Source organism: Bacillus sp. ISL-45, from assembly GCF_018613195.1.
Taxonomy (GTDB): domain Bacteria; phylum Bacillota; class Bacilli; order Bacillales; family Cytobacillaceae; genus Mesobacillus.
The window spans coordinates 90,089-112,138 of the sequence record NZ_JAGGQQ010000003.1 but is presented as its reverse complement, the minus strand read 5'-3'; the positions used below and the strand labels follow the sequence as shown (position 1 = coordinate 112,138).

At 44.1% G+C, this 22,050-nt stretch carries 19 protein-coding genes; 15 read left to right on the top strand and 4 right to left on the bottom strand.

The genetic code is table 11. The features are described 5' to 3' along the window. Positions 1-15 precede the first annotated feature (15 nt). The 3 genes from J7E35_RS02335 to argF are packed head-to-tail and all read left to right on the top strand — an operon-like array spanning position 16 to position 5,142. Positions 16-1,095, top strand: coding sequence for a carbamoyl phosphate synthase small subunit (locus J7E35_RS02335; RefSeq protein WP_214776599.1), 1,080 nt, complete (start codon positions 16-18; stop codon positions 1,093-1,095). Next, entirely contained in the window at positions 1,088-4,189 is a 3,102-nt protein-coding gene (locus tag J7E35_RS02330; RefSeq protein ID WP_214776598.1) for a carbamoyl-phosphate synthase (glutamine-hydrolyzing) large subunit, read from the top strand. Before J7E35_RS02335 ends, J7E35_RS02330 begins: the two co-directional genes overlap by 8 nt. Continuing rightward, entirely contained in the window at positions 4,186-5,142 is a 957-nt protein-coding gene (gene argF, locus J7E35_RS02325; protein WP_214776597.1) for an ornithine carbamoyltransferase, read from the top strand. Before J7E35_RS02330 ends, argF begins: the two co-directional genes overlap by 4 nt. 247 nt (positions 5,143-5,389) lie before the next feature. Here argF and J7E35_RS02320 read toward each other — a convergent pair whose 3' ends face one another. Beyond that, positions 5,390-6,202, bottom strand: a complete 813-nt coding sequence (locus J7E35_RS02320; RefSeq protein WP_214776596.1) for an undecaprenyl-diphosphate phosphatase — start codon at positions 6,200-6,202, stop codon at positions 5,390-5,392. 262 nt (positions 6,203-6,464) lie between these two features. On the opposite strand from J7E35_RS02320, the gene J7E35_RS02315 reads away from it, so the two are divergent. Further along, the gene (locus J7E35_RS02315; RefSeq protein ID WP_079508079.1) at positions 6,465-6,647 is read left to right on the top strand and encodes a YjzC family protein; all 183 of its coding nucleotides are present in this window, start codon (positions 6,465-6,467) and stop codon (positions 6,645-6,647) included. Positions 6,648-6,788: 141 nt separating this feature from the next. After that, positions 6,789-9,389 (top strand): ATP-dependent chaperone ClpB, encoded by a 2,601-nt coding sequence (gene clpB, locus J7E35_RS02310; protein WP_214776595.1) that lies wholly within the window; start codon positions 6,789-6,791, stop codon positions 9,387-9,389. A 235-nt stretch (positions 9,390-9,624) separates the two neighbouring features. On the opposite strand, the gene J7E35_RS23440 is transcribed toward clpB, so the two are convergent. Both J7E35_RS23440 and J7E35_RS02305 read right to left on the bottom strand, forming a co-directional pair. Next, on the bottom strand, positions 9,625-9,759 hold the full coding sequence (locus tag J7E35_RS23440) for a hypothetical protein (protein WP_285290758.1): 135 nt from the start codon (positions 9,757-9,759) through the stop codon (positions 9,625-9,627). A gap of 108 nt (positions 9,760-9,867) precedes the next feature. After that, a complete protein-coding gene (locus tag J7E35_RS02305; RefSeq protein WP_214776594.1) occupies positions 9,868-10,056 on the bottom strand; it encodes a DUF2929 family protein in 189 nt (62 codons plus the stop codon). Between the two features lie 247 nt (positions 10,057-10,303). Between J7E35_RS02305 and J7E35_RS02300 the strand changes: the two genes are divergently transcribed. From J7E35_RS02300 to J7E35_RS02285, 4 genes are all read left to right on the top strand, one after another. Beyond that, positions 10,304-11,041, top strand: coding sequence for a hydrolase (locus J7E35_RS02300; protein ID WP_214776593.1), 738 nt, complete (start codon positions 10,304-10,306; stop codon positions 11,039-11,041). Positions 11,042-11,109: 68 nt separating this feature from the next. Continuing rightward, positions 11,110-11,937, top strand: a complete 828-nt coding sequence (locus J7E35_RS02295; RefSeq protein WP_214776592.1) for a hypothetical protein — start codon at positions 11,110-11,112, stop codon at positions 11,935-11,937. A gap of 143 nt (positions 11,938-12,080) precedes the next feature. Beyond that, positions 12,081-13,031, top strand: a complete 951-nt coding sequence (locus tag J7E35_RS02290) for a BMP family ABC transporter substrate-binding protein (RefSeq protein WP_214776591.1) — start codon at positions 12,081-12,083, stop codon at positions 13,029-13,031. A gap of 172 nt (positions 13,032-13,203) precedes the next feature. After that, the gene (locus J7E35_RS02285; protein ID WP_041967344.1) at positions 13,204-13,392 is read left to right on the top strand and encodes a ComZ family protein; all 189 of its coding nucleotides are present in this window, start codon (positions 13,204-13,206) and stop codon (positions 13,390-13,392) included. 28 nt (positions 13,393-13,420) lie between these two features. Here J7E35_RS02285 and J7E35_RS02280 read toward each other — a convergent pair whose 3' ends face one another. Continuing rightward, entirely contained in the window at positions 13,421-13,858 is a 438-nt protein-coding gene (locus J7E35_RS02280) for a hypothetical protein (protein ID WP_214776590.1), read from the bottom strand. A 152-nt stretch (positions 13,859-14,010) separates the two neighbouring features. Here J7E35_RS02280 and J7E35_RS02275 point away from each other — a divergent pair, with 152 nt between their 5' ends. From J7E35_RS02275 to J7E35_RS02250, 6 genes are all read left to right on the top strand, one after another. After that, positions 14,011-14,943, top strand: a complete 933-nt coding sequence (locus J7E35_RS02275) for a beta-ketoacyl-ACP synthase III (RefSeq protein WP_214776589.1) — start codon at positions 14,011-14,013, stop codon at positions 14,941-14,943. A gap of 569 nt (positions 14,944-15,512) precedes the next feature. Continuing rightward, complete coding sequence (gene fabF / locus J7E35_RS02270; protein ID WP_214776724.1) at positions 15,513-16,754, top strand: beta-ketoacyl-ACP synthase II; 1,242 nt, start codon at positions 15,513-15,515, stop codon at positions 16,752-16,754. A 496-nt stretch (positions 16,755-17,250) separates the two neighbouring features. Then, positions 17,251-18,234 (top strand): ABC transporter ATP-binding protein, encoded by a 984-nt coding sequence (locus J7E35_RS02265; protein WP_214776588.1) that lies wholly within the window; start codon positions 17,251-17,253, stop codon positions 18,232-18,234. Further along, positions 18,231-19,253 (top strand): ABC transporter ATP-binding protein, encoded by a 1,023-nt coding sequence (locus J7E35_RS02260; protein WP_214776587.1) that lies wholly within the window; start codon positions 18,231-18,233, stop codon positions 19,251-19,253. Before J7E35_RS02265 ends, J7E35_RS02260 begins: the two co-directional genes overlap by 4 nt. 84 nt (positions 19,254-19,337) lie before the next feature. Then, positions 19,338-20,990 (top strand): peptide-binding protein, encoded by a 1,653-nt coding sequence (locus J7E35_RS02255; protein ID WP_214776586.1) that lies wholly within the window; start codon positions 19,338-19,340, stop codon positions 20,988-20,990. A gap of 76 nt (positions 20,991-21,066) precedes the next feature. Then, positions 21,067-22,017, top strand: coding sequence for an ABC transporter permease (locus tag J7E35_RS02250; protein ID WP_214776585.1), 951 nt, complete (start codon positions 21,067-21,069; stop codon positions 22,015-22,017). The last annotated feature ends 33 nt before the right edge of the window (positions 22,018-22,050 follow it).

Here is a 22,050-nt window from a genome sequence, read left to right as displayed (position 1 = left end):
TTGGAGATGTGTCTGATGAAAGGATATCTGCATCTGGCTGACGGCAAGACATTTCAGGGGCACTTACATGGATCGCTAGCTGAAGAGGCCATTGCCGGCGAGATTGTTTTTTTTACAGGAATGACGGGTTATCAAGAAGTATTGACCGATCCTTCATACAAGAATCAAATCATTGTTTTCACGTATCCGCTGATTGGCAACTATGGAATCAATGATAAAGATTTTGAAAGCAAAAAGCCGCATGTTGCGGCAGTGATTGTCTTTGAAGCTGCAAAAACAGCTTATCACTATGAAGCACAGCACTCATTCACTGAATATCTGGAGAAATGGGATATTCCCGTACTGGAGCATGTGGATACTCGCGAGCTCGTAAAATGTATTCGGCAGAATGGAACGATGCCTGCCATTTTATCAAGCGACTCAATATGTGAATCAAGCTGTGAAACGATCAAGGGTCTCAAGGTGCAGGCAGTATCATCGGTGGTACCAGAAACTTTAGGGTTTGGCGACACTCATATTGTGTTAATTGATTACGGTTTTAAGAAATCAATCGCAGACTATCTGGTAAAACAAAATTGTCTCGTGACAATTGTTCCTTTCAATTATAGCTTAGAACAAATTGCAGCCTTGAAGCCTGATGGTGTGCTTTTATCCAATGGACCTGGTGATCCGAAGGAATTATTTGGACAGCTGCATGAGATCAGGAAAATAATCGAGCATTATCCAGTATTGGGGATTTGCCTGGGGCACCAGCTGGCAGCGCTGGCCCTTGGAGGGGATACAAGCAAAATGCTCTTTGGCCATCGTGGTGCAAACCAGCCAGTTTACGATGTGAAAAGCAACCGGGTGTTCATGTCCTCGCAAAACCACAGCTATGCAGTTGATCCAAAAAGTATCGACAGTACAGGATTGAAGGTTCGTTTCTTCAATAAAAATGATCAGTCAATCGAAGGCCTTTACCATGAAAAATGGCCGCTGATGACTGTTCAGTTCCACCCAGAAGCCAGTCCTGGACCTGAAGACAGTGTATTCATATTTGAAGATTTCATCAATACAGTCAAATACAGAAAACGGAGAGAAGTCAGCTATGCCTAAGGATAAAAATATTCATTCAATACTGGTAATCGGTTCTGGCCCCATTATTATCGGCCAGGCCGCTGAATTCGATTATGCAGGGACACAGGCATGCATTGCCTTGAAAGAGGAAGGATACCGGGTCATTCTTGTAAACAATAACCCGGCAACTGTCATGACGGATCATGTATTTGCAGATGCAGTCTATTTTGAACCGATGACGGCAGAAGCGGTAGAAAAAGTGATCCAGCGGGAAAAGCCGGATGGTATTTTAGGGACTCTTGGCGGCCAGGCAGGATTGAATCTTGTGTTCAAGCTAAGTGAAGAGGGCATTCTCGAAAAATACAATGTAAAAGTGCTGGGGACTTCAGTTTCGAGTATTAAGCAAGGAGAAGACAGGGAAGCATTCCGCAGCCTGATGCATGAGTTGAATGAACCAGTGCCGGAGAGTGAAATCGTTCAATTTGTTGAAGAAGCGGTGGCCTTTGCAAACAAAATCGGCTTTCCGTTAATTGTAAGGCCCGCCTACACGCTGGGAGGCACAGGCGGCGGGATTGCCGGAACAATGGAAGAATTGATCTCTCTTGTATCCGGCGGGCTGAATGAGAGCCCGATTAATCAATGCCTGGTTGAAAGAAGCATTGCAGGCTATAAGGAAATTGAATACGAAATGATGCGTGACGCTGCTGGTACTTGCATCTCCATCTGCAATATGGAGAATATCGACCCGGTTGGCATCCATACTGGCGACTCCATCGTAGTAGCTCCATCACAGACGCTGACGGATCGAGAATACCATATGCTTCGGACATCCGCTGTTAAAATTATATCAGCTCTGGGAATCGTAGGAGGCTGCAATATCCAGTTTGCCCTCGACCCTAAGAGCAAAAATTACTTTTTGATTGAAGTAAACCCCAGGGTCAGCAGGTCCTCAGCGCTCGCATCGAAAGCGACAGGATATCCAATCGCACGGATGGCCGCAAAGCTGGCAGCCGGTTACAACCTTTCCGAAATCATTAACCCTGTTACAGGCAATACCTTTGCCAGCTATGAGCCGTCGCTCGACTATGTAGTGGTGAAAATACCGAAATGGCCGTTTGAGCAATTCCCGCAAATCGACAGGACCTTAGGGACGCAAATGAAGGCAACAGGGGAAGCAATGGCAATTGACCGAAGCTTTGAACGAGCTTTTATCAAAGCGATACGGTCACTGAATAGCAATGCTCTGGATCTACAACTGCCGGCGTTTGAAGAATTTACTGTCGAACAGCTGAATGCTCTGGCTGGAAAACAGACAGACCAGCGGGTTTTTGCATTGCTCGAATTGCTGCGTCGGGGTATGGAAATTCAATCCCTCCATGAAATAACAAAGATCGATTTATTTTTCCTGAATAAATTCAAGTCTTTGACCGATATTGAGAAGTCGATTGAAGGGCTTCAATTTGAAAGTATTACAGCTCCAAAGCTTAGATCTCTGAAAGAAAAAGGATTCAGTGATGCTTTTCTGGCCAAAAAGTGGAGTGTTCGTGAGCAGAAGGTCAGGGAGCTGCGGAAAAGCCATGGTATCAAACCTGTTTATAAAATGGTCGATACATGTGCGGCGGAATTCGAATCTGCGTCCAATTATTTTTACTCCAGCTATCTTGGTGAAAATGAAGCGACGGTTGATAGCAGCAAACGAAAGGTGCTTGTCATTGGCAGCGGCCCGATTAGCATCGGTCAGGGAATTGAGTTTGATTATTGCTCGGTTCATGGCGTTTTTGCCCTCAAAGAAGAAAATGTTGAAACGATCATGATCAACAATAACCCGGAGACTGTCAGCACTGATTTTGCCATATCAGATCGATTATATTTTGAACCCTTAACAATGGAAGACATCCTGAATGTGATTGAAATGGAAGGAATACAGGAAGTCATAGTCCAGCTGGGCGGGCAGACTGCCTTGAATCTGGCGAAGGGTCTTGAGGAAGCAGGAGTCAAGCTGCTTGGAACAAGTTCAGCAACAATTGACCTGTTCGAAGACCGGGATCAATTTTATCAGCTGCTCGACAAGCTTAAGATTCCGCGTGTAAAGGGTGAAACAGCTGAGGATGAGGGTGAACTGCTGTCTGCTGTGGAGGAGTTAGGATATCCAGTTTTAATCCGGCCTTCGTATGTGATTGGCGGACTTAATATGGTGATACTTCGAGATCAGGATGAATTGAAAAGAGTAGTGGATGAAGGTAACATTCAATACCCAATTCTGGTTGATCAATACCTTGAAGCAACTGAGGCGGAACTTGATCTTGCGTCCGATGGGGAGCATGTCCTGATACCGGCCATCATCGAGCATATCGAAAAGACCGGCGTCCATTCGGGGGACAGCTTTTGCATCATCCCAGCCCAAAGCTTCCCAAATGAAACGAAGCAGCGGATGGCGGAGTATGCAAAGAAAATCGTGAAGGAATTGAAGTATAAGGGATTAATGAACATCCAGTTCATTGTTAAGGGAAACGAAGTGTATCTGCTTGAAGTCAACCCGCGCTCAAGCAGGACGATGCCGATCGTCAGCAAGGCAGCTGGTGTTGAATTAGTCAAAAAAGCGACAAAAATATTGCTTGGGAAATATATTTTGTCGAAAGATGAAGTTCTGCTCGACTCTGATGCAAGATACACAGTCGTAAAGCATCCGGTATTTTCGAACTTTGCATTAAAAGGGCTGGACGCCAGGACTGGTCCGCAAATGATATCGACAGGGGAAGGCATCAGCATTGCATCGACACTTGAAGAGGCACTGCATAAGAGCTTCCATTCAATCAGCGGAAAAGCTGTCCAGGGAGACATCGCCTTTGCAGATGAAAATGATTTATTGGAAGCAGGAAAACTGGCAGCCGATTTTCATTTAATTCATATCGAAAAAGTATCCGACCATAAAAAAGTGGCAGCCTTGTATTGTCCGGGTTCATCAGAAAGAGATTTATCTTTGAGGGAATGGGCTGTCAAGAACCGGAAGATCGTATTGACCCAAAAGGAAACACTGCATGCACTATTAAAAAGTGCATCAGCCGAAAGTTGGAACGTTAACTCCCTGGATCAATGGCTGACAGAAACTAATGAGGAAGTGATGGCAGAATGACAGCACTACAGCAGCTTCATATTGATATAAAAGGCAAAGACCTATTAACCCTGGCCGATTTGGAACCACAGGAAATCTTAACTTTATTAGAAAAGGCAGTCATCTTGAAGGAAAAAACTTTAAAGAAACAATTTGACCAGCCCCTCAAAGGCAAAATACTGGGTATGATCTTCGACAAGTCCTCAACGCGTACTAGAGTATCATTTGAGGTAGGCATGATCCAGCTTGGTGGCAGTGCTCTTTATTTAAATGGAAACGACCTTCAGCTTGGGCGCGGAGAGACAGTGGCAGATACAGCCCAGGTTCTCTCGCAATACCTGGACGGCATCATGATCAGAACCTTCTCGCACGAGTCAGTTGAGGAATTGGCCGATTATGCCGACATACCTGTCATTAATGGTCTGACCGATCTGTATCATCCATGCCAGGCACTTGCTGATCTGTTGACGATTTATGAGAAAAAAGGGAAGCTTAAAGGCCTTAAGCTTGCTTACATCGGTGATGGGAACAATGTTGCCCATTCACTGATGATCGCCTGCACAAAAATCGGGATGGATGTATATATTGCTTCACCAAAAGGATACTTCCCCGATAAAACGATAACAGCACGGTGTGAGGACCTTGCAAGAAAAAGTGGTGCAAACATGGTCATCACGGAATCACCTCAAGAAGCTGTTCAAGACGCGGATATCATCTATACAGATGTATGGACCAGCATGGGCCAGGAGTTGGAAAATGAGCAGAGATTAAATGATTTCCATGGCTACCAGGTGAATGAAGCAATACTCAAAGCAGCGAAAAAAGACTACTTGTTTATGCACTGTCTCCCCGCGCACCGCGGCGAGGAGGTAACAGCAGGAGTGATGGACGGTGAGCACTCAGTGGTATTCGAACAGGCAGGAAACAGACTCCATGCCCAGAAGGCATTGCTTGTGGAGATATTGAAGGATTGATTGGGTGAAGAGGTGGAGAAGTCCTATAGAAATATTCTTTAAGCCCAAATGAGTGGTTGAAGGAGCGAAAAGGTTCTATAGAAATGTTCTATAAGCTCGAATGAGTGGCTGAAGGAGCGAAAAGGTTCTATAGAAGATCGTAACTGCCCAAATAAGTGAACCACGAGGCAAAAGGGCATAAAGGAGGTCACTTCAGAGTGACAAAAAACGAAAAAACCGGCTATGAAGGTAGCCGGCTTTTCTTGTATTAGGAAAAGAGCAAGACCAGTGGCCCAACAATGAAGCAGTATATTGCAAAGTACTTTAAGTTTCCGCGCGCCATGATATTCATGAACCATTTTAAAGAGAAGTAAGAGGCAATCAGTGAAGCGATGAAGGCAAAAGAATACGGCAATGCCAGCTCTCCAAGACGGTCATCAAGCAAAAGATCAGAAAAACCGAGAATCATTCCGCCGAAACTAACTGGAATATAAAGCAGGAAAGAGTACCTCAGTGCCGTTTCCTGTCTCATACCCAGGCTCATCGCTGCGACAATTGTTGCACCAGAACGACTGATGCCGGGGATAAGTGCAACTGCTTGGGCAAGTCCAACAATAATGGCATCTTTAAAGCTTAAATCTCCGTCATTCTTGCGGCCCCGCATGTTTCGGATCAGCCAGAGCGCCAGGCCGGTCACTATAAGTGTTACCCCAACAGTTTTAATATGGGCCAGTTCTTTCTCGATAAAATCGCCGAATAGGATCCCAATGACACCAGCAGGAATTGTCCCGACAATTAGATAAATGATGAACATAAAATCTGATTTTGCCTCGGGATCTTTACTTTTAAGATATGCAATTCCGTTAACAATTAACCGGATGATATCGGCTCTGTAAATTAACAAAACAGCAAATAGGGAAGCTGTATTCATTAGAAGGGCAAAACTCATTCCTTCAATTTGCAGTTTGAAAAAATGCTCTGCTATCTCCAGGTGTCCGCTGGATGATACAGGGATCGGTTCGGTGATTCCCTGGAATAGGCCAAGAAATATGTATTTAATCAATTCATAGAAATTTTCCATATTGTTTTTGCATTCCTCCGTTTATTTAAGATGACGTTGAGAATGATCCAGCTCCAGTGCCCAACAGGTTTTCAGCCAATTGGGGCGGCGTTTTAGGCGTGGAGCGCTTAAAGTGGCTGAAAAGATGTCTGCTCTTTTTTTCTCATACACACTAATGTACCGTATAACCCCTTTTTTTGAAAGGATAAAATATGCATAAATACTTTATTTAAATCAGTAAATAATAAAATTGCCGGAATACTTTTATGAAGGAGGAAGGCAAATGGGGCAAAGTCATCAGTTCCGTGCCGGACAAAAGGCACCCAATAATGGTATTTACATTGAAATTGGTGAAACAGGCAGCAATGTCAACAATCCGCAAAAAATTAAACTTAAAGCTGGGGATCGTTTTCCGGAAAACTCCAACCACAACCGCCACTGGACATATATGCCAAAGTTTAAATAACTCCCCCTGGTTCATCCAGGATTTCCGGAATGAAATTCATACTGTCTTTCTTAAAGCCATCCAGTGCGGATGGCTTTACTATTTGGAGATTTTTATTATAATAAAACTAAAGGTCAAAAAAGGTCAAAGGAGTGATTGGTCATGGATTTAAATAGAATGACAGAAAGCTTGCAAAATGCCTTTGTATCAGCTCAGACCCTGGCTGTTCAACATAATCATCAGGAAGTGGATGATCCGCATCTGTTGCTTGCCTTGCTTGAACAGGACGGCAGCCTGGCGGCAACCTTGCTTTCTGGTACCGGAATAAATCTAGACCATTTTCGAGAAGAATTAAACCGCAGCCTGTCAAAGAAACCGCAAGTTTCCGGAAGCGGAGCAGAACAGGGGAAATTATACATTACAGCAGCACTGCAAAAGGTTTTGGCCCAGGCAGAAAAGGAAATGAAACAGTTTGAAGATGACTATTTATCTGTAGAACATGTTTTGCTAGCTTTACTTGAGATACCTGGATCTGAAACAGGCGCAGCTTTGAGGAAATTAAGTGTTAACAGAGACACATTAGTGGCGAGAATTAATAGTGTTAGGGGGAACCAGAGAGTGACTTCACAAAACCCAGAAGCAACTTATGAAGTGTTGAAAAAATACGGACGTGATCTTGTGGAGGAGGTCCGTTCAGGAAAGGTCGACCCGGTAATCGGCAGGGACAGTGAGATTCGCAATGTCATCCGTATACTCTCAAGGAAGACGAAGAATAATCCGGTTTTGATCGGGGAGCCAGGTGTAGGTAAGACAGCTATTGTAGAAGGACTGGCACAAAGGATTGTACGGAGGGATGTTCCGGAAGGCCTGAAGGATAAGACGATTTTTGCGTTGGACATGAGTTCGCTGATCGCAGGCGCGAAATTCCGGGGCGAATTCGAAGAGCGGCTGAAAGCGGTTTTGAATGAAGTGAAAAAGAGTGAAGGCAAAATACTGTTGTTCATTGATGAACTCCATACAATTGTAGGTGCGGGCAAGACTGAGGGGGCAATGGATGCCGGGAATATGCTAAAACCAATGCTTGCTCGCGGGGAGCTCCATTGCATCGGTGCAACAACCCTTGACGAACACAGAAAATACATCGAAAAAGATCCTGCACTTGAACGCCGCTTCCAGCAGGTATTGGTAAAAGAACCAGACGTTGAGGATACAGTGTCAATTTTACGGGGATTGAAGGAAAGGTTTGAAATCCACCATGGAGTCAACATCCATGACCGTGCAATAGTGGCTGCTGCTGCATTGTCAGATCGATACATCACAGACCGATTCCTGCCTGACAAGGCGATTGACCTGGTTGATGAGGCTTGCGCAATGATCCGTACAGAAATTGACTCGATGCCGACTGAGCTAGATGAAGTGACAAGAAGGGTGATGCAGCTGGAAATTGAAGAAGCTGCGTTGACAAAGGAAAAAGATGATGCGAGCCGCGAGCGACTCGAAACTCTTCGTAAGGAACTCGCCAACTTGAGGGAAAAAGCGAATGCAATGAAATCGAGATGGCAGAAGGAAAAGGAAGGCATCCAAAAGGTACAGGAACAGCGGGAGCTGCTTGAAAAGCTGCGACGGGAGCTGGAAAAAGCAGAAAATGACTATGACTTGAACAAGGCCGCTGAATTAAGGCATGGCCGTATCCCTTCTCTTGAAAAAGAATTGAAAGAGCTTGAATTGGAAGTTAGCCAAAATGAAGGAGAACGGCTTCTTCGTGAGGAAGTGACTGAAGAAGAAATTGCTGGAATCGTTTCACGGTGGACGGGCATACCCGTGATGAAGCTGGTTGAAGGAGAGCGCGAAAAGTTACTAAAGCTTGAGAGCATTCTGCATGAACGGGTTGTCGGCCAGGATGATGCAGTATCACTTGTTGCCGATGCAGTCCTAAGAGCAAGAGCGGGCATCAAGGATCCAAACAGGCCGATTGGGTCATTCATTTTCCTGGGGCCTACTGGTGTTGGTAAAACGGAACTGGCCAAAACGCTTGCTCAGTCATTGTTTGACAGTGAAGAGCATATCATCCGGATTGATATGTCTGAGTATATGGAAAAACATGCAGTGTCAAGGCTGATTGGAGCACCTCCGGGATATGTGGGGTATGAGGAAGGCGGCCAGCTTACTGAAGCAGTCAGAAGAAATCCTTATTCTGTCATCCTCCTCGATGAAGTTGAGAAAGCACATCCAGAAGTTTTCAATATCCTTCTGCAAATGCTGGATGATGGTCGGGTAACGGATTCTCAAGGAAGAGTGGTCGACTTTAAGAATACTGTAATCATCATGACCTCCAATATTGGTTCGCACCATTTGCTTGACCGGCAGAATGGGGATGAAGAAATCTCCTCTGAAACCAGGGATCTTGTAATGGGCCAACTGCGTAGCCATTTCCGGCCGGAATTCTTGAATCGTGTAGATGAAATCATTTTGTTTAAGCCTTTGGCATTAAAGGAAATCAAAATGATTGTCGGAAAACTGGTAAAGAATTTGCAAGCAAGGCTATCCGACCAGCAGATACACCTGTCAATCACGGATGAAGCAAAAGAGTTTCTAGCTGAACATGGATTCGATCCCGTATACGGAGCGAGACCATTGAAGCGATTTATCCAGAGGAGTTTGGAAACTAAACTTGCCAGGGAAATCATTGCAGGCAGGATCAAAGAGAAGAGCCAGGTAGAAATTGGGGTTAAAGAAGGAGATATCTCGTTGAGCATTATATAGAATGAAAAAAGTCATCCGCTTTGGATGACTTTTTTGTGAATTTATAAGAAAGTTGAAGCTTTACACCAGGATTAGTGTCTAGCTCCAGCGCCTAGCCCTTCGAGTCGCTTGTCTAGCTGCGGCTCCTAACTCCTCGAGACGTTTCGGTCCTGCCAATGAAGTCAAAGGGCGACTTCACTGTCAGGCCCTCCAACGCATGTCGGAGTTGGGCAGTCGCCTCCGCTTTTCGAATTGTCTAGTGTCGCCTCCTAGAAACTCTCGAAACTTCAACTCCGCCGGCAGGGTCGGAGTCTCCAGTTTCTGCGTTTCTGGACAGTCGGCTATACTTTTCGATTTCGGTCCGCCCAATGAAGTCAAAAACCGACTTCACCGGTCGGCCCTCTAAGGCCCAGGACGTGCAAACCCGCCAGCCACACGATGGGGTGTTTTGTCGGGCAGCGCTTGTCAGGGCTGATCAAGGCGCTTACGCATTTCTTATTTAATGACTATGATTTTCTTCAGAACCAGTTGGAAGAACTGCAGGAATCACAAGGATAATGATTGTTGCCACAACTGCAATGATCACACTTTGAGCTAAGTCCAATCCAACGCCGATCATCGCGCCGGCTACATAATTTAGCATTAGAACCAGGAGGAATGTCCAGAGTAAAGTCCAGAAATATTTCACGATTTTCACCTCTTACATTATTAAATCTTTTCTCATCTTACCACAAGCCATATAAATTATAAATGAAATTTAAATAAAATGAAAAGCGTTTTCATAGAACAATTCGATTTTACCGATAAATTTGGCGGGATCAAGAAAATTTGAGCAAAGATAAGGGATTAATATGGAAAAATGGGCAAACCCCCTTTCATTTCCTGTTAAACTACATACAGTAATATGAATAATCTGTATGGAAGGGGTTGGTAAGATGGAGAGCCGGAACTTTAAACTGGATACCGAATGGAATGTCATCCATTATCCTGAAAGGCCAAATGGTTTCGGTATCCTGATGATTGGAGATGAAAGGCACTTTGTGAGCAGCAACAGCAGCTTCTGGACGCAGAATGAGGGTAAACGTTCACTGTTGAACATATGGAAAAAAGAAGGGTATACTGTTTTTTATTCAAATTTATATGGAAGACATTGGGGAAGTGAAAAGGCTGTCGAGTTAACGCTGAGACTGTGCAGCCATATCGTCCGTAATGAAATATTGAATACTTCCTTCCATTTAGTCGCTGAAGGAATGGGTGCGCTTGTGGCCTTGAAATTATTAAAGCATAATGATTTTAAAATAAGGAGCCTGGTCCTGATCAATCCGATCCTTTCTCTCAGTACCCATCTGGAGCAGGAAAAAGAGAATAAGTTTTTTTATAAAAAGCTTGTCGCTGAACTCGAAGCAGCTTATGAAACAGATATTAACACGCTCCTTGAAAGCCTTGACAGCGAATCTTCCAGACCTGCCTTCAATAAAGATACCCCGGTGAAGATCATCCAAGTATTATCAGGAAACAGGGCTTACAAGCAATCAAGTATCATTAAGGAACTGTCGGTTGAATGGGAAAAGGATGACCTGCCGGTTACCTTAAGCTATGTACTTCCAGAAAAAATGCTTCAAGTAGGAAGCCAAATCGTTCAGTTTTTTAGAAAACATGAGCAAGTCCTTTAACTCCCTGCAAATATTTTCAAGTTTATATTCATAGGATACAAGAGAGTATTTGCAAGGAGGAATTTAATATGGAAAGGGCAGTAATTCTCGGAATATATGATTTTATAGGATATAGCCTTTGCAGGTATTTGCTTGATCTGGGCGTTGAGATAGCTGGTATCCATCCAGAAGAGTCCAAAGAGGATTATTTTACAGAAGAAAAACGCCTGGAAATCGGCAGGAATGCCAACTTCACAGAAATCGGCCTTCACGACTGGCAAGTTGAAGAAGCAGAAGGTTTTCTCTTTCTGACTTTGTTTGAATCGCTCCAAGCACGGAATGAGACAGATGATTTAATGGAAGCACTTTTAAGCAAATTAGAAAACCGACATTTGAAAAGTCTGCCGACAGTCGTTATACTGCCTGCATTTTTTGCCGAGGAAAATGCGGAATTGAGAGAAGCAGATACTAAAATGAGCAGGTTTATCAGCAGCCGGGAATCAACGCTGCTGACAATCTACTTGCCAACCATTTATGGACCCTGGCAGCCGGAGGAGTGTTTCTTTCAGCAGGCAATTTCTCATTCTTCAATTGAAGGCAGGAAAATTCCTGATATTAGTCAATGGGAGTGGAAGCATGATTGTTTGTATATCGAGGATGCTGTAAAAACGATAAAGGAAATGGCTGAATCAGGCCAAAAGGGCCAGTATATACTATCGAGTGGAGAACGAGGCAGATGGCTGCAGTGTGCAGAGGAGCTGATTGGCAAGGAACCTGTAATACTTAGGAATGAAGTTAAGCCGCCGAACTTTAAAGGGTCTATCAAAGTCAGAACAGTAGAAAAAAATGAGCAAATCAGCAAGGGGTTAAACAGGCAAAAAGAGCAATTTACCCGGATACAGGACAGCAGAGTCTAAGTGAATTTCGATAAACCACTTTTCAAAGTTATACTCCAAAGAGTAAAATGGTAAAAGATTCTTATAATCGGTTCCATTTTAATAAAGCGGGCACTGAATGATTTGAAGGATTTGCACAGTGGCGCATAAAGGAGATGCATCGGATGCTGAAACGTTTCGGGCTAATATTGTTAAGCCTTCTTTTGCTTGGGGGATGCGGACAACCACTAGCAACAGGCAAGGTAGAGAAAGTCGGCCTGTTGGTGCCTGAAACTATTAATGATCAGGTGTGGGGGACGAAAGGATATCGTGGACTTCTGCAAATCCAATCCAGCCTGGAAGTTGATGTCTTTTTCAAAGAAGGAATGAATTCACAAGAAGCCGTAGAGGCTGCAGTGAGGGAGTTTGACAGACAGGGAGTCAACTTAATATATGGGCATGGAAATGAATACGCTGCCTATTTCAATAAAATTTCAGGGGAATATCCCGATATACATTTCATTAGCTTTAATGGGGATGCCAGGTCAAAAAATACGACAAGCCTAAATTTCAAGGCATATGCCATGGGCTTTTTTGGCGGAATGGTCGCGAGCCACATGTCTGAAACCGGCAGAGTCGGAATCATTGCAGCATATGAGTGGCAGCCTGAAGTGGAAGGCTTTTACGATGGCGCAATCTTTGAAAACAAGGATATGAAGGTCGACATTCGTTATGTTGGGCACTGGGATGACCAAAAAAAGGCACTCGATGTCCTGAATGATGTCCTGGATGAAGGGGCTGATGTCATATATCCTGCTGGAGATGGGTATAATGTACCTGTCATTGAAAGAGTGAAGGACCGAGGCTTGTATATTATCGGCTATATTTCAGACCAGTCGGATTTCGGTGAATCGACGGTGTTGACAAGTACTGTCCAGCATGTCGATGACTTGTATGAATTGACGGCCGATAAGTTCAATAATGGAGAGCTTAAGTCTGGCAACCTGTCATTCGACTTTCAGGATGGGGTTATTTCCCTGGGCAAGTTCAGTCCTAAAGTCGATTCTAACTTCAGGGAAAGAATAGGCACTTATATTAATTCTTATAAAGAAAATGGTAAATTGCCCAACCAGTAATTATTATTAAAGCTTTACTCGTATTGATTGCTGCTTTTCGTACACCTGCACTGACCCGCAGTCCGAAAGGTTTCGGGCTCTTTTCGAAGATGCTTCCGAATCGGATAGGTGATAAAGGGTGTGCAAGCAACATAATTTACGAAAAGAGCTATTATTAAAGGAGATAATAGACATGCAAAGCAATGACAAAACAATGGAGTTCATGCAAATTGCCATGAAGTACCTTCCGGAAGCGCAGCAAAAACTGCAGGAGGCAGGCATTGAGTTGACTATGGACAACCTGCAGCCATTTTTCACGCTTTTCACAAATGTTATGAACGAAGCTTATGAGCTCGGAAAAGCTGATGCTGCAAAAGAATAGCATACACCAGGAAAAGCTGAGGCTCGCCTCAGCTTTTGTTTTTATCTATGAAATGATCAAAAAGAGGTTTAACCTTTCCCACTAGCGGTTTGAGCTCTTTGGCTGATGTGATCAGTGTATCTACATGGTACATCACTTTATCTAAATCGATTTGTCCCAGATACTTGTTAAGGGGAGAATCATTTTTCTCATTTTGCTCACTTGATTCTTCTTTGTATCTTGGCTTCCCGAACATAAAATGATCGAAATGCGTATTCTCCCTCTCTCGTTGATCTGGGCTCTCTTCATCCTCTCTCTTTAGCCTGAAACCAAATAAGTCTCTATCTCTTCCATCCTCCATTTTCACTCCCACCTTCCTATTTAGTTTGATCTTAAGCAACTGGTTAGACTGGCTTATTCCAGTCTGTCCTGGCGCGTTGAAAAAATGCCCAAAAGCAACGGTCTTCACTGTCAGTTTATGATTCATATGGCCACATGGACTAGGGCATATGCGGAAATCTCAATTTTCAGTTGCAGTGAAAGAGCAGTTTCTGGTAAAATTAGTACCAAGTCATAATAATTGATAATAAAAATTTTAGCGAAAATAGACAGAATCCAAGATAAAAGGAGTTGGATCCCATGAATGCAGGGATAATTGGGGTTGGACGGTATTTGCCGGAGGAAGTGGTAACAAATCTCGATTTGGAAAAGAGGATGGATACTTCGGATGAGTGGATCCGGACCAGGACAGGGATTGAAGAAAGAAGAATAGCAGGCGACGATATGGATACATCGGATTTAGCCTATCGTGCTGCAGCGGAGGCAATCAGGAATGCTGGGATTTCAGCTGAAGAGCTCGACTTGATTCTTGTTGCGACAGTTACTCCAGATCAGCCATTTCCTACCGTCTCGTGCATGCTCCAGGACCAGCTTGGGGCGAAAAAGGCGGCTGCGATGGACCTGAGTGCTGCGTGCGCGGGATTTATGTATGGAATGGTTACCGGAAAGCAATTTATTGAAGCTGGCACTTATAAGTATGTTTTAATAGTAGGTGTAGAAAAGCTTTCCAAGATAACCGATTGGAAAGATCGTAACACAGCCGTGCTATTTGGTGATGGAGCCGGTGCGGTTGTCATGGGACCTGTTTCTGACGGAAAAGGAGTTCTTTCATTCGAGTTGGGCTCTGACGGTTCCGGCGGAAAGCATCTGTATCAGGATGATTATATTGTGATGAATGGCCGTGAAGTGTTCAAATTTGCGGTTAGGCAAATGGGTGAGAGCAGCATCAATGTTCTTGAAAAAGCTGGACTATCAAAAGAGGATGTTGATTTCCTGATTCCTCATCAGGCAAATATCAGGATTATGGAATCAGCCCGCCAGCGACTTGAGCTCCCCGTAGAAAAAATGTCAAAGACCGTCCATAAATACGGAAATACATCAGCCGCGTCAATTCCGATCTCCCTTTTTGAAGAATTGGAAGCAGGGAAAATCAAGGACGGCGATGTAGTGGTAATGGTTGGCTTTGGCGGCGGGTTGACATGGGGCGCCCTTGCCATGCGCTGGGGTCTATAAACGGAATAGAAGAACTTTATATTAGGCTCTTTTCTCAAACTTTGTTGCTACTGACTGCAAAATAGGAGTGAATGACCTATTTTTCTTTGTAAAGTTGGTTCTTTTATGAAGGCTCTTTTCTCAAACTTTGTTGCTATTGACTGCAAAATAGGATTGAATGACCTATTTTTCTTTGTAAAGTTGATTCTTTTGTGAGAAAAGAGCATGCAAACTTAATACCGACCAACAAAATGGCCTACTATTACGTTAAAATCGGCTTTAGGATTTTAACAACAATCTTTACGAAAGGCTCTTTTCTCAAACTTTGTTGCTATTGATTACAAACTAGGATTGAATGGCCCATGTTTCTTCACAAAAATTAAAGCTAATTATGAGAAAAGAGCTTGCACACTTAATTCCGAACTACAAAACGGCTTTTTTACACGTTAAAATCGGCTTTAGGATTTTAACAACAATCTTTACGAAAACAGCCTTACGAAAACAGCCTTTATGAAAAAAGAGCATGCAAACTTAATACCCGAAAACAGTCTTATATTAAATACGGTATAGATAAAGGAGATGCAATAATGATGGAGAAACGCAGAGTCGTTGTTACTGGTATCGGGGCTGTTACGCCTCTTGGAAATGACGCGGGAACTACCTGGAATAATATACTTGAAGGTGTATCGGGAATAGGCCCTGTTACGAGACTGAATGCCGATGATTTCCCTGCAAAGGTTGCAGCAGAGGTTAAGGAATTCAATGTTGAGAACTTTATTGACCGGAAAGATGCAAGGAAGATGGACCGCTTCACTCATTATGCGGTTGCTGCATCATTGATGGCTGTGAAGGATTCAGGACTTGAAATCACGGATGAAAATGCTCCGCGAGTCGGTGTATGGATTGGATCTGGTATCGGCGGAATGGAGACATTCGAACAGCAGCACGAAACGTTCATGAACAGAGGATATCGCAGGGTCAGCCCTTTCTTCGTGCCGATGATGATTCCTGATATGGCAACTGGACAGGTATCGATCACACTTGGTGCGAGAGGCTTTAACTCTTGTACTGTCACAGCATGTGCGACTGGAACTAACTCAATCGGGGATGCCTTCAAGGTCATCCAGCGCGGCGACGCTGACGTAATGGTTACTGGAGGGGCAGAGGCGCCGATTACAAAAATGTCTTTCGCAGGCTTCTGTGCAAATACAGCGCTATCTACCAATCAGGATCCGCAAAAAGCGAGCAGGCCTTTCGATAAAAATCGTGATGGATTTGTTATGGGTGAGGGCGCGGGAATCGTTGTCCTTGAAGATCTGGAGCACGCATTGGCCCGTGGAGCAAAAATCTATGCTGAAATCGTTGGTTATGGTGCTACCGGCGATGCCTATCACATTACCGCTCCAGCTCCTGAAGGGGAAGGCGGAGCAAGAGCAATGAAAATGGCTCTTGACGATGCAGGCCTTGCACCAGAAGAAGTAGGATACATTAACGCCCACGGAACAAGCACTGAATATAATGATAAATATGAAACAATGGCCATCAAATCAGTATTTGGCGAGCATGCTTACAAGCTTTCAGTCAGTTCAACCAAATCAATGACAGGCCACTTGCTTGGAGCGGCAGGCGGGATTGAAGCCATCTTCACGATCCTGGCTTTGAAGGAAGGAATCTTGCCGCCAACAATCAATTTGGAAACACCAGACCCAGAATGTGACCTGGACTATGTGCCAAACACAGCTCGCAAGCATCAGGTAAATGCTGCAATCAGCAACTCACTGGGCTTCGGCGGCCACAACGCGACAATTGCTTTCAAAAAATACGAAGGATAATGGAATACGAGGGAGAGACCCTCGCATATAGAAGCAGAAACCCTGTTTAGTTGAGGGTTTCTGCTTTTTATTTTGTTTTGGCATTGGTGCGGAGCAAATGAAGTTGTGTATTCCCCGTTTTTTCCGCTGGTTTGTGAATTCCGGTAAAATGAACGCCCCTGCATTGTCCGAATATGCTCCCGCTCTAGTACTTCGATAAAAGTAATTCCCCTCTACTACCTGTTCTTTAGCTACCCGAGCTTTGCCTCTGAAAAAACAGAAAATTAAGCACCCAAACTTAACTGAAAAATACCTAAATCTATTTTCCTGAAAAAGTATTTTTCCTTCAAAAAGCATGCTTTTAAAAAATAACGACGGAATATTGTCTTAAAAAAAGTAATGAAAGTGTAATAAAAGAACTACGTCTCTAATAATTAATAATTATCAGAATCTTTAACTGGTCAGAAAGTCAATTCTTTTTATATCAATTTCATTAGATAGGCGGTGTGCAAGAATCGTGACAGCCTTATTGGAACTAAAGAATCTTAAAACCTATTTTAAAAGGAAAAAAACAGTGATTCCAGCAGTAGACGGAGTAGACCTTGTGATCAATAAAGGGGAAACTGTCGCACTGGTGGGGGAGTCGGGGTCTGGAAAAAGTATCACTTCTCTATCTATCATGCGATTGATTCCTAGTCCGCCAGGGGAAATTGTGGACGGGCAGATCCAGTTTGATGGACGGGATCTTGTTAAAGCCAGCGAGGAAGAAATGTGCAGGATCCGCGGCAATGACATTTCGATGATTTTCCAGGAGCCGATGACATCACTGAATCCTGTGCTTACCATCGGGGAGCAAATCACCGAAGTCCTGACATATCATCAGGGGTTGAATCAGGCGATGGCAAAGAAAAAGGCGATCGAGATGCTTGAACTAGTTGGTTTTTCCCGTGCAAAGGAAATCATCAATGATTATCCCCATCGGCTTTCGGGGGGCATGCGCCAGCGGGTGATGATTGCGATGGCGATGAGCTGTAATCCGAAGCTGTTGATTGCGGATGAGCCAACGACAGCATTGGACGTGACCATCCAGGCGCAAATCCTGGACTTGATGAAGGATTTGAGCACAAAATTCGATACCTCCATCTTGATTATCACACATGACCTAGGAGTGGTTTCTGATATCGCTGACCGGGTTGTTGTCATGTATGCAGGCCAGGTCGTGGAAGAGGCAATGGTGGAAGATCTGTTTGAAAACCCACTCCATCCTTATACAAATGGTCTGATGGGTTCAATTCCATCAATAGACGAGGATCATGCGCGGCTTATCTCGATCGAAGGAAATGTACCTTCACCCGAGAACCTGCCAAAAGGCTGCCGTTTTGCCCCACGCTGCCCGCATGCTTTTGACCGTTGCTATAGTGAAATGCCAAATCTTATGAGGAAGTACAGTACCAGGTCTGTAAGGTGCTTTTTACACGATGGCAAGGAGGGGGAGAAATGATCTCAACAAATGAATCTCTTGAAAATAAAACATCAAAGAGTAACTCCGAAACCTTGCTTGAATTACAGGACCTAAAGAAACACTTTCCTATCAAAGCTGGTTTGCTGCAAAAGACAGTTGGTCATATAAAGGCAGTTGATGGAATAAATCTGAAGGTGAATAAAGGAGAGACATTAGGGATCGTTGGAGAATCAGGCTGCGGCAAATCGACTGTCGGAAGAACGATTATCCGACTCTATGAACCTACTGAAGGAAAAATCATCTTCAATGGCCAGGATATCTCCCAACTGGCAGAGAGTGATTTGAGGAAGGATGTGCGCAAAAATATCCAGATGATTTTCCAGGATCCCTTTGCTTCGCTCAATCCGAGGAAAACGTTGAGATCAATCATCAGGGAGCCACTCGATACCCACCATATATATAAAGCCAAAGAACGGGATGCACATGTTGAGGGTTTATTGGAAAAGGTAGGACTTAATGCTTCCTTTATCAACCGTTATCCACACGAATTTTCGGGGGGACAGAGGCAGAGGATCGGGATAGCCAGAACACTGGCGTTGAACCCGGAATTGATTATCGCTGATGAAGCAGTTTCTGCACTGGATGTCTCCATTCAGGCACAAATCATCAATTTGATGGAAGACCTTCAGGAAGAATTCGGCCTTACTTATATCTTCATATCCCATGACCTAAGTGTTGTCAGGCATATAAGCGACAGGGTAGGGGTTATGTACCTTGGGAAAATGATGGAGCTTGCCTCAAAGAAAGAGCTATATGCAGAACCGCTCCATCCCTATACACAGGCACTGCTGTCAGCTGTGCCGGTGCCCAGGAAAAAAGGTGTTATAAAGAGGGAGCGGATTATTTTAAAAGGAGAGCTGCCAAGCCCGGCTAACCCGCCAAAAGGGTGTGTCTTCCATACAAGGTGTCCAGCCGCATTTGATCTTTGCAAACAAGTGAACCCGGACTTCAAAGAAGTCAAGAACAATCATTTTGTTGCCTGCCATCTATATACATAGGGCAGCTGCAGGATTTGAAGGGGGGAGATAGGAACACCTTTCTGCTTGTCTTGAAAACTAGTAAAAATTTAAGGGGGAAAAAATGTGAAATTAAGAAAAGCTTCCTGGTTGTTAATCAGTCTTACCCTGATCCTGTCGATCTTCCTTACAGCATGTACAGGAAATAATGCAGAGGACCCAAAAGAAACTCCTGGAGATGATGGCAAGAAAGAAGAAGAGCAGGCTTCGGGTCCGCAGCAAGGCGGGGATTTGATCATTGGTTCTACTGGTGCACCAACAGTTTTCAACCCGCTTTACTCAACTGATACGTCGAGCTCTGACATTGAAGGGTTCATTTTTGACAGTCTTGTATCATCCGATACTGAATTCAATCCGACGATGAGCATGGCGGAGTCTATTGATATTTCTGAAGATGGCCTGACTTTTACAGCGAAATTGAAAAAAGGCATCAAATGGCATGATGGTGAAGAGTTCACTGCAGACGACGTTGTGTTCACCTTCAGTATCCCGAAAAATCCTGAATACAATGGTGAGCGCGGATCTGCCTTCGAAGCAATGGAATCTGTTTCAAAGGTTGATGATTATACTGTCGAGTTCAAGCTGAGCAAGAAGGATGCTTCCTTCTATCCAGTATCATTAAGCTACTACATCCTGCCTGAGCATATCCTGAAGGATGTCCCTGTTGCTGAACTCGGGGAGCATGAATTCAATACTAAGAGCCCGATTGGTACTGGTCCGTTCAAATTCGTTGAATGGAAAGACGGAGAGTATGTAAAAGTTGAAGCGTTCGATGATTACTTCAAAGGCCGTCCATACCTGGATACACTCACGTATAAGATCGTTCCAGATATGGATGCCATGATTGCACAAATCCAGGCAGGTGATATCCACTTTGCAGCTGGAGTCCCAGGTACAGATATTGAAACGGTCAAGTCATTCCCGGGTGTTAAAGTGGAGTCTGGTCTTGGTCTTTCATACACATATTTGGGATACAACCAAAAGAACGAACTGTTCAAAGACAAAAAAGTCCGCCAGGCGATCACTCACGCTATTGACAGGGAAGCAATCGTCAGCTCTGTCATGAACGGAGACGGAAAAGTGGCGCATGTTCCAGAAAGCCCACTATCGTTTGCATACAATGAAGATGTTCCTAAATTTGAATTTGATGTTGAAAAAGCAAAATCTTTACTGGCTGAAGCTGGCTGGAAGGACTCAGATGGTGACGGAATCCTTGACAAAGATGGCAAGAAATTCTCCTTCACGGTAAAAACAAACCAAGGTAACAAGGTAAGGGAAGACATTGTCGTCGTACTACAGGAACAATTGAAAGAAGTCGGAATCGAAGCGAAGCCTGAAATCGTTGAATGGAGCGCGTTCATCGAGCAAATCTCGGCTCCAAACTGGAATTACGACGCACTTGTCCTTGGATGGAGCTTGTCAACATTCCCGGATCAGTATGATATTTTCCATACAAGCCAGATGGAAGAAGGCTTGAACTTCGTCTGGTACTCGAATCCTGAAGCGGATAAGCTGATGGAAGAAGCGAAGCAGATCCTTGATCAGGATGAGTACAAAGCAGCATATGCCGACATTTATAAGATGCTGGCAGAAGACCAGCCATACACATTCCTGTATTATCCAAATGTTCACAGGGTCATGCCGGCTAATCTGGAAGGCTATGTGTTCCACGCGAAGGATGATTTTTATGATATCTCCAAGTGGTGGCTGAAACAATAGGATCAGGGTGGGAGGGAAGGGAGAATCCCTTCCCTTTCAAGTTTAATTATCTCTTATTACTAAAAGGAGAATTGCCATGCTATCTTATATCATTCGCCGAATATTGATGGCCATTCCTTTGCTGCTGGGCATAACCATCGTCTCTTTTGCCATTATGAAGCTGGCGCCTGGGGATCCTGCCAGCTTGATGATGGATCCGACGATCAGCCCTGAGGACAAGGCCAGGTTCATGGAAAGGTACGGTCTTAACGATCCTGTTCATATCCAGTATTTAAAATGGCTGGGAGCCATGCTTCAAGGTGATTTTGGTACTTCATTGATCCGCAAAGGGGTTCCTGTAATGGAAATGATCATGAACAGGATGCCGAATACTATTTTATTGATGGTCGTTTCGACTCTGCTGGCATTGTTGATTTCCATTCCTTTTGGAATCATTTCGGCCACAAGACCGTATTCGAAGCTTGACTATACAGTAACTGTTACATCTTTTCTAGGCGTAGCAACACCAAACTTCTTTCTTGGCTTGATTCTGATCATGGTTTTTGCTGTCCAGAATAACTGGTTCCCAACAGGTGGGGTGGCAACCCTGAATGCTCCGTTCAGTCTCTGGGACAGAATCCATCACTTAATCATGCCGGCATTTGTTCTGGCGGCCGCGGACATGGCAGGACTGACCAGGTATACAAGATCGAGCATGATGGAAGTGATCAAGCAGGATTATATGAGGACTGCTAGAGCGAAGGGATTCAAGGAGAACAAAGTCATCTATAAACACGGCCTTCGAAATGGACTGATTCCAGTCATCACGATTTTTGGTCTGATGATTCCTTCCTTCATTGGCGGAGCAGTTATAGTTGAAAAAATCTTTACCTGGCCGGGAATTGGCTTGTTATTCGTAGATTCTGCGTTCCAGCGGGATTATCCGGTACTGATGGGATTGACTGTCATTTCGGCGGTATTCGTCGTGATCGGTAATTTGATCGCAGACATCCTGTACGCAATTTTTGATCCAAGGATCGAGTATTAAGGGGAGGTAAACATGGCAAAAACAAATCTAGCT

Excerpts from the sequence above, each read along its gene's own strand:
- J7E35_RS02260 (WP_214776587.1), top strand. The coding sequence starts at position 18,231 with ATGATCTCAACAAATGAATCTCTTGAAAATAAAACATCAAAGAGTAAC.
- fabF (WP_214776724.1), top strand. The coding sequence starts at position 15,513 with ATGGAGAAACGCAGAGTCGTTGTTACTGGTATCGGGGCTGTTACGCCT.
- clpB (WP_214776595.1), top strand. The coding sequence starts at position 6,789 with ATGGATTTAAATAGAATGACAGAAAGCTTGCAAAATGCCTTTGTATCA.
- J7E35_RS02315 (WP_079508079.1), top strand. The coding sequence starts at position 6,465 with ATGGGGCAAAGTCATCAGTTCCGTGCCGGACAAAAGGCACCCAATAAT.
- J7E35_RS02290 (WP_214776591.1), top strand. The coding sequence starts at position 12,081 with ATGCTGAAACGTTTCGGGCTAATATTGTTAAGCCTTCTTTTGCTTGGG.
- J7E35_RS02250 (WP_214776585.1), top strand. The coding sequence starts at position 21,067 with ATGCTATCTTATATCATTCGCCGAATATTGATGGCCATTCCTTTGCTG.
- argF (WP_214776597.1), top strand. The coding sequence starts at position 4,186 with ATGACAGCACTACAGCAGCTTCATATTGATATAAAAGGCAAAGACCTA.
- J7E35_RS02280 (WP_214776590.1), bottom strand. The coding sequence starts at position 13,858 with ATGAATCATAAACTGACAGTGAAGACCGTTGCTTTTGGGCATTTTTTC.
- J7E35_RS02335 (WP_214776599.1), top strand. The coding sequence starts at position 16 with ATGAAAGGATATCTGCATCTGGCTGACGGCAAGACATTTCAGGGGCAC.
- J7E35_RS02285 (WP_041967344.1), top strand. The coding sequence starts at position 13,204 with ATGCAAAGCAATGACAAAACAATGGAGTTCATGCAAATTGCCATGAAG.
- J7E35_RS02300 (WP_214776593.1), top strand. The coding sequence starts at position 10,304 with ATGGAGAGCCGGAACTTTAAACTGGATACCGAATGGAATGTCATCCAT.
- J7E35_RS02320 (WP_214776596.1), bottom strand. The coding sequence starts at position 6,202 with ATGGAAAATTTCTATGAATTGATTAAATACATATTTCTTGGCCTATTC.
- J7E35_RS02295 (WP_214776592.1), top strand. The coding sequence starts at position 11,110 with ATGGAAAGGGCAGTAATTCTCGGAATATATGATTTTATAGGATATAGC.
- J7E35_RS02330 (WP_214776598.1), top strand. The coding sequence starts at position 1,088 with ATGCCTAAGGATAAAAATATTCATTCAATACTGGTAATCGGTTCTGGC.
- J7E35_RS02275 (WP_214776589.1), top strand. The coding sequence starts at position 14,011 with ATGAATGCAGGGATAATTGGGGTTGGACGGTATTTGCCGGAGGAAGTG.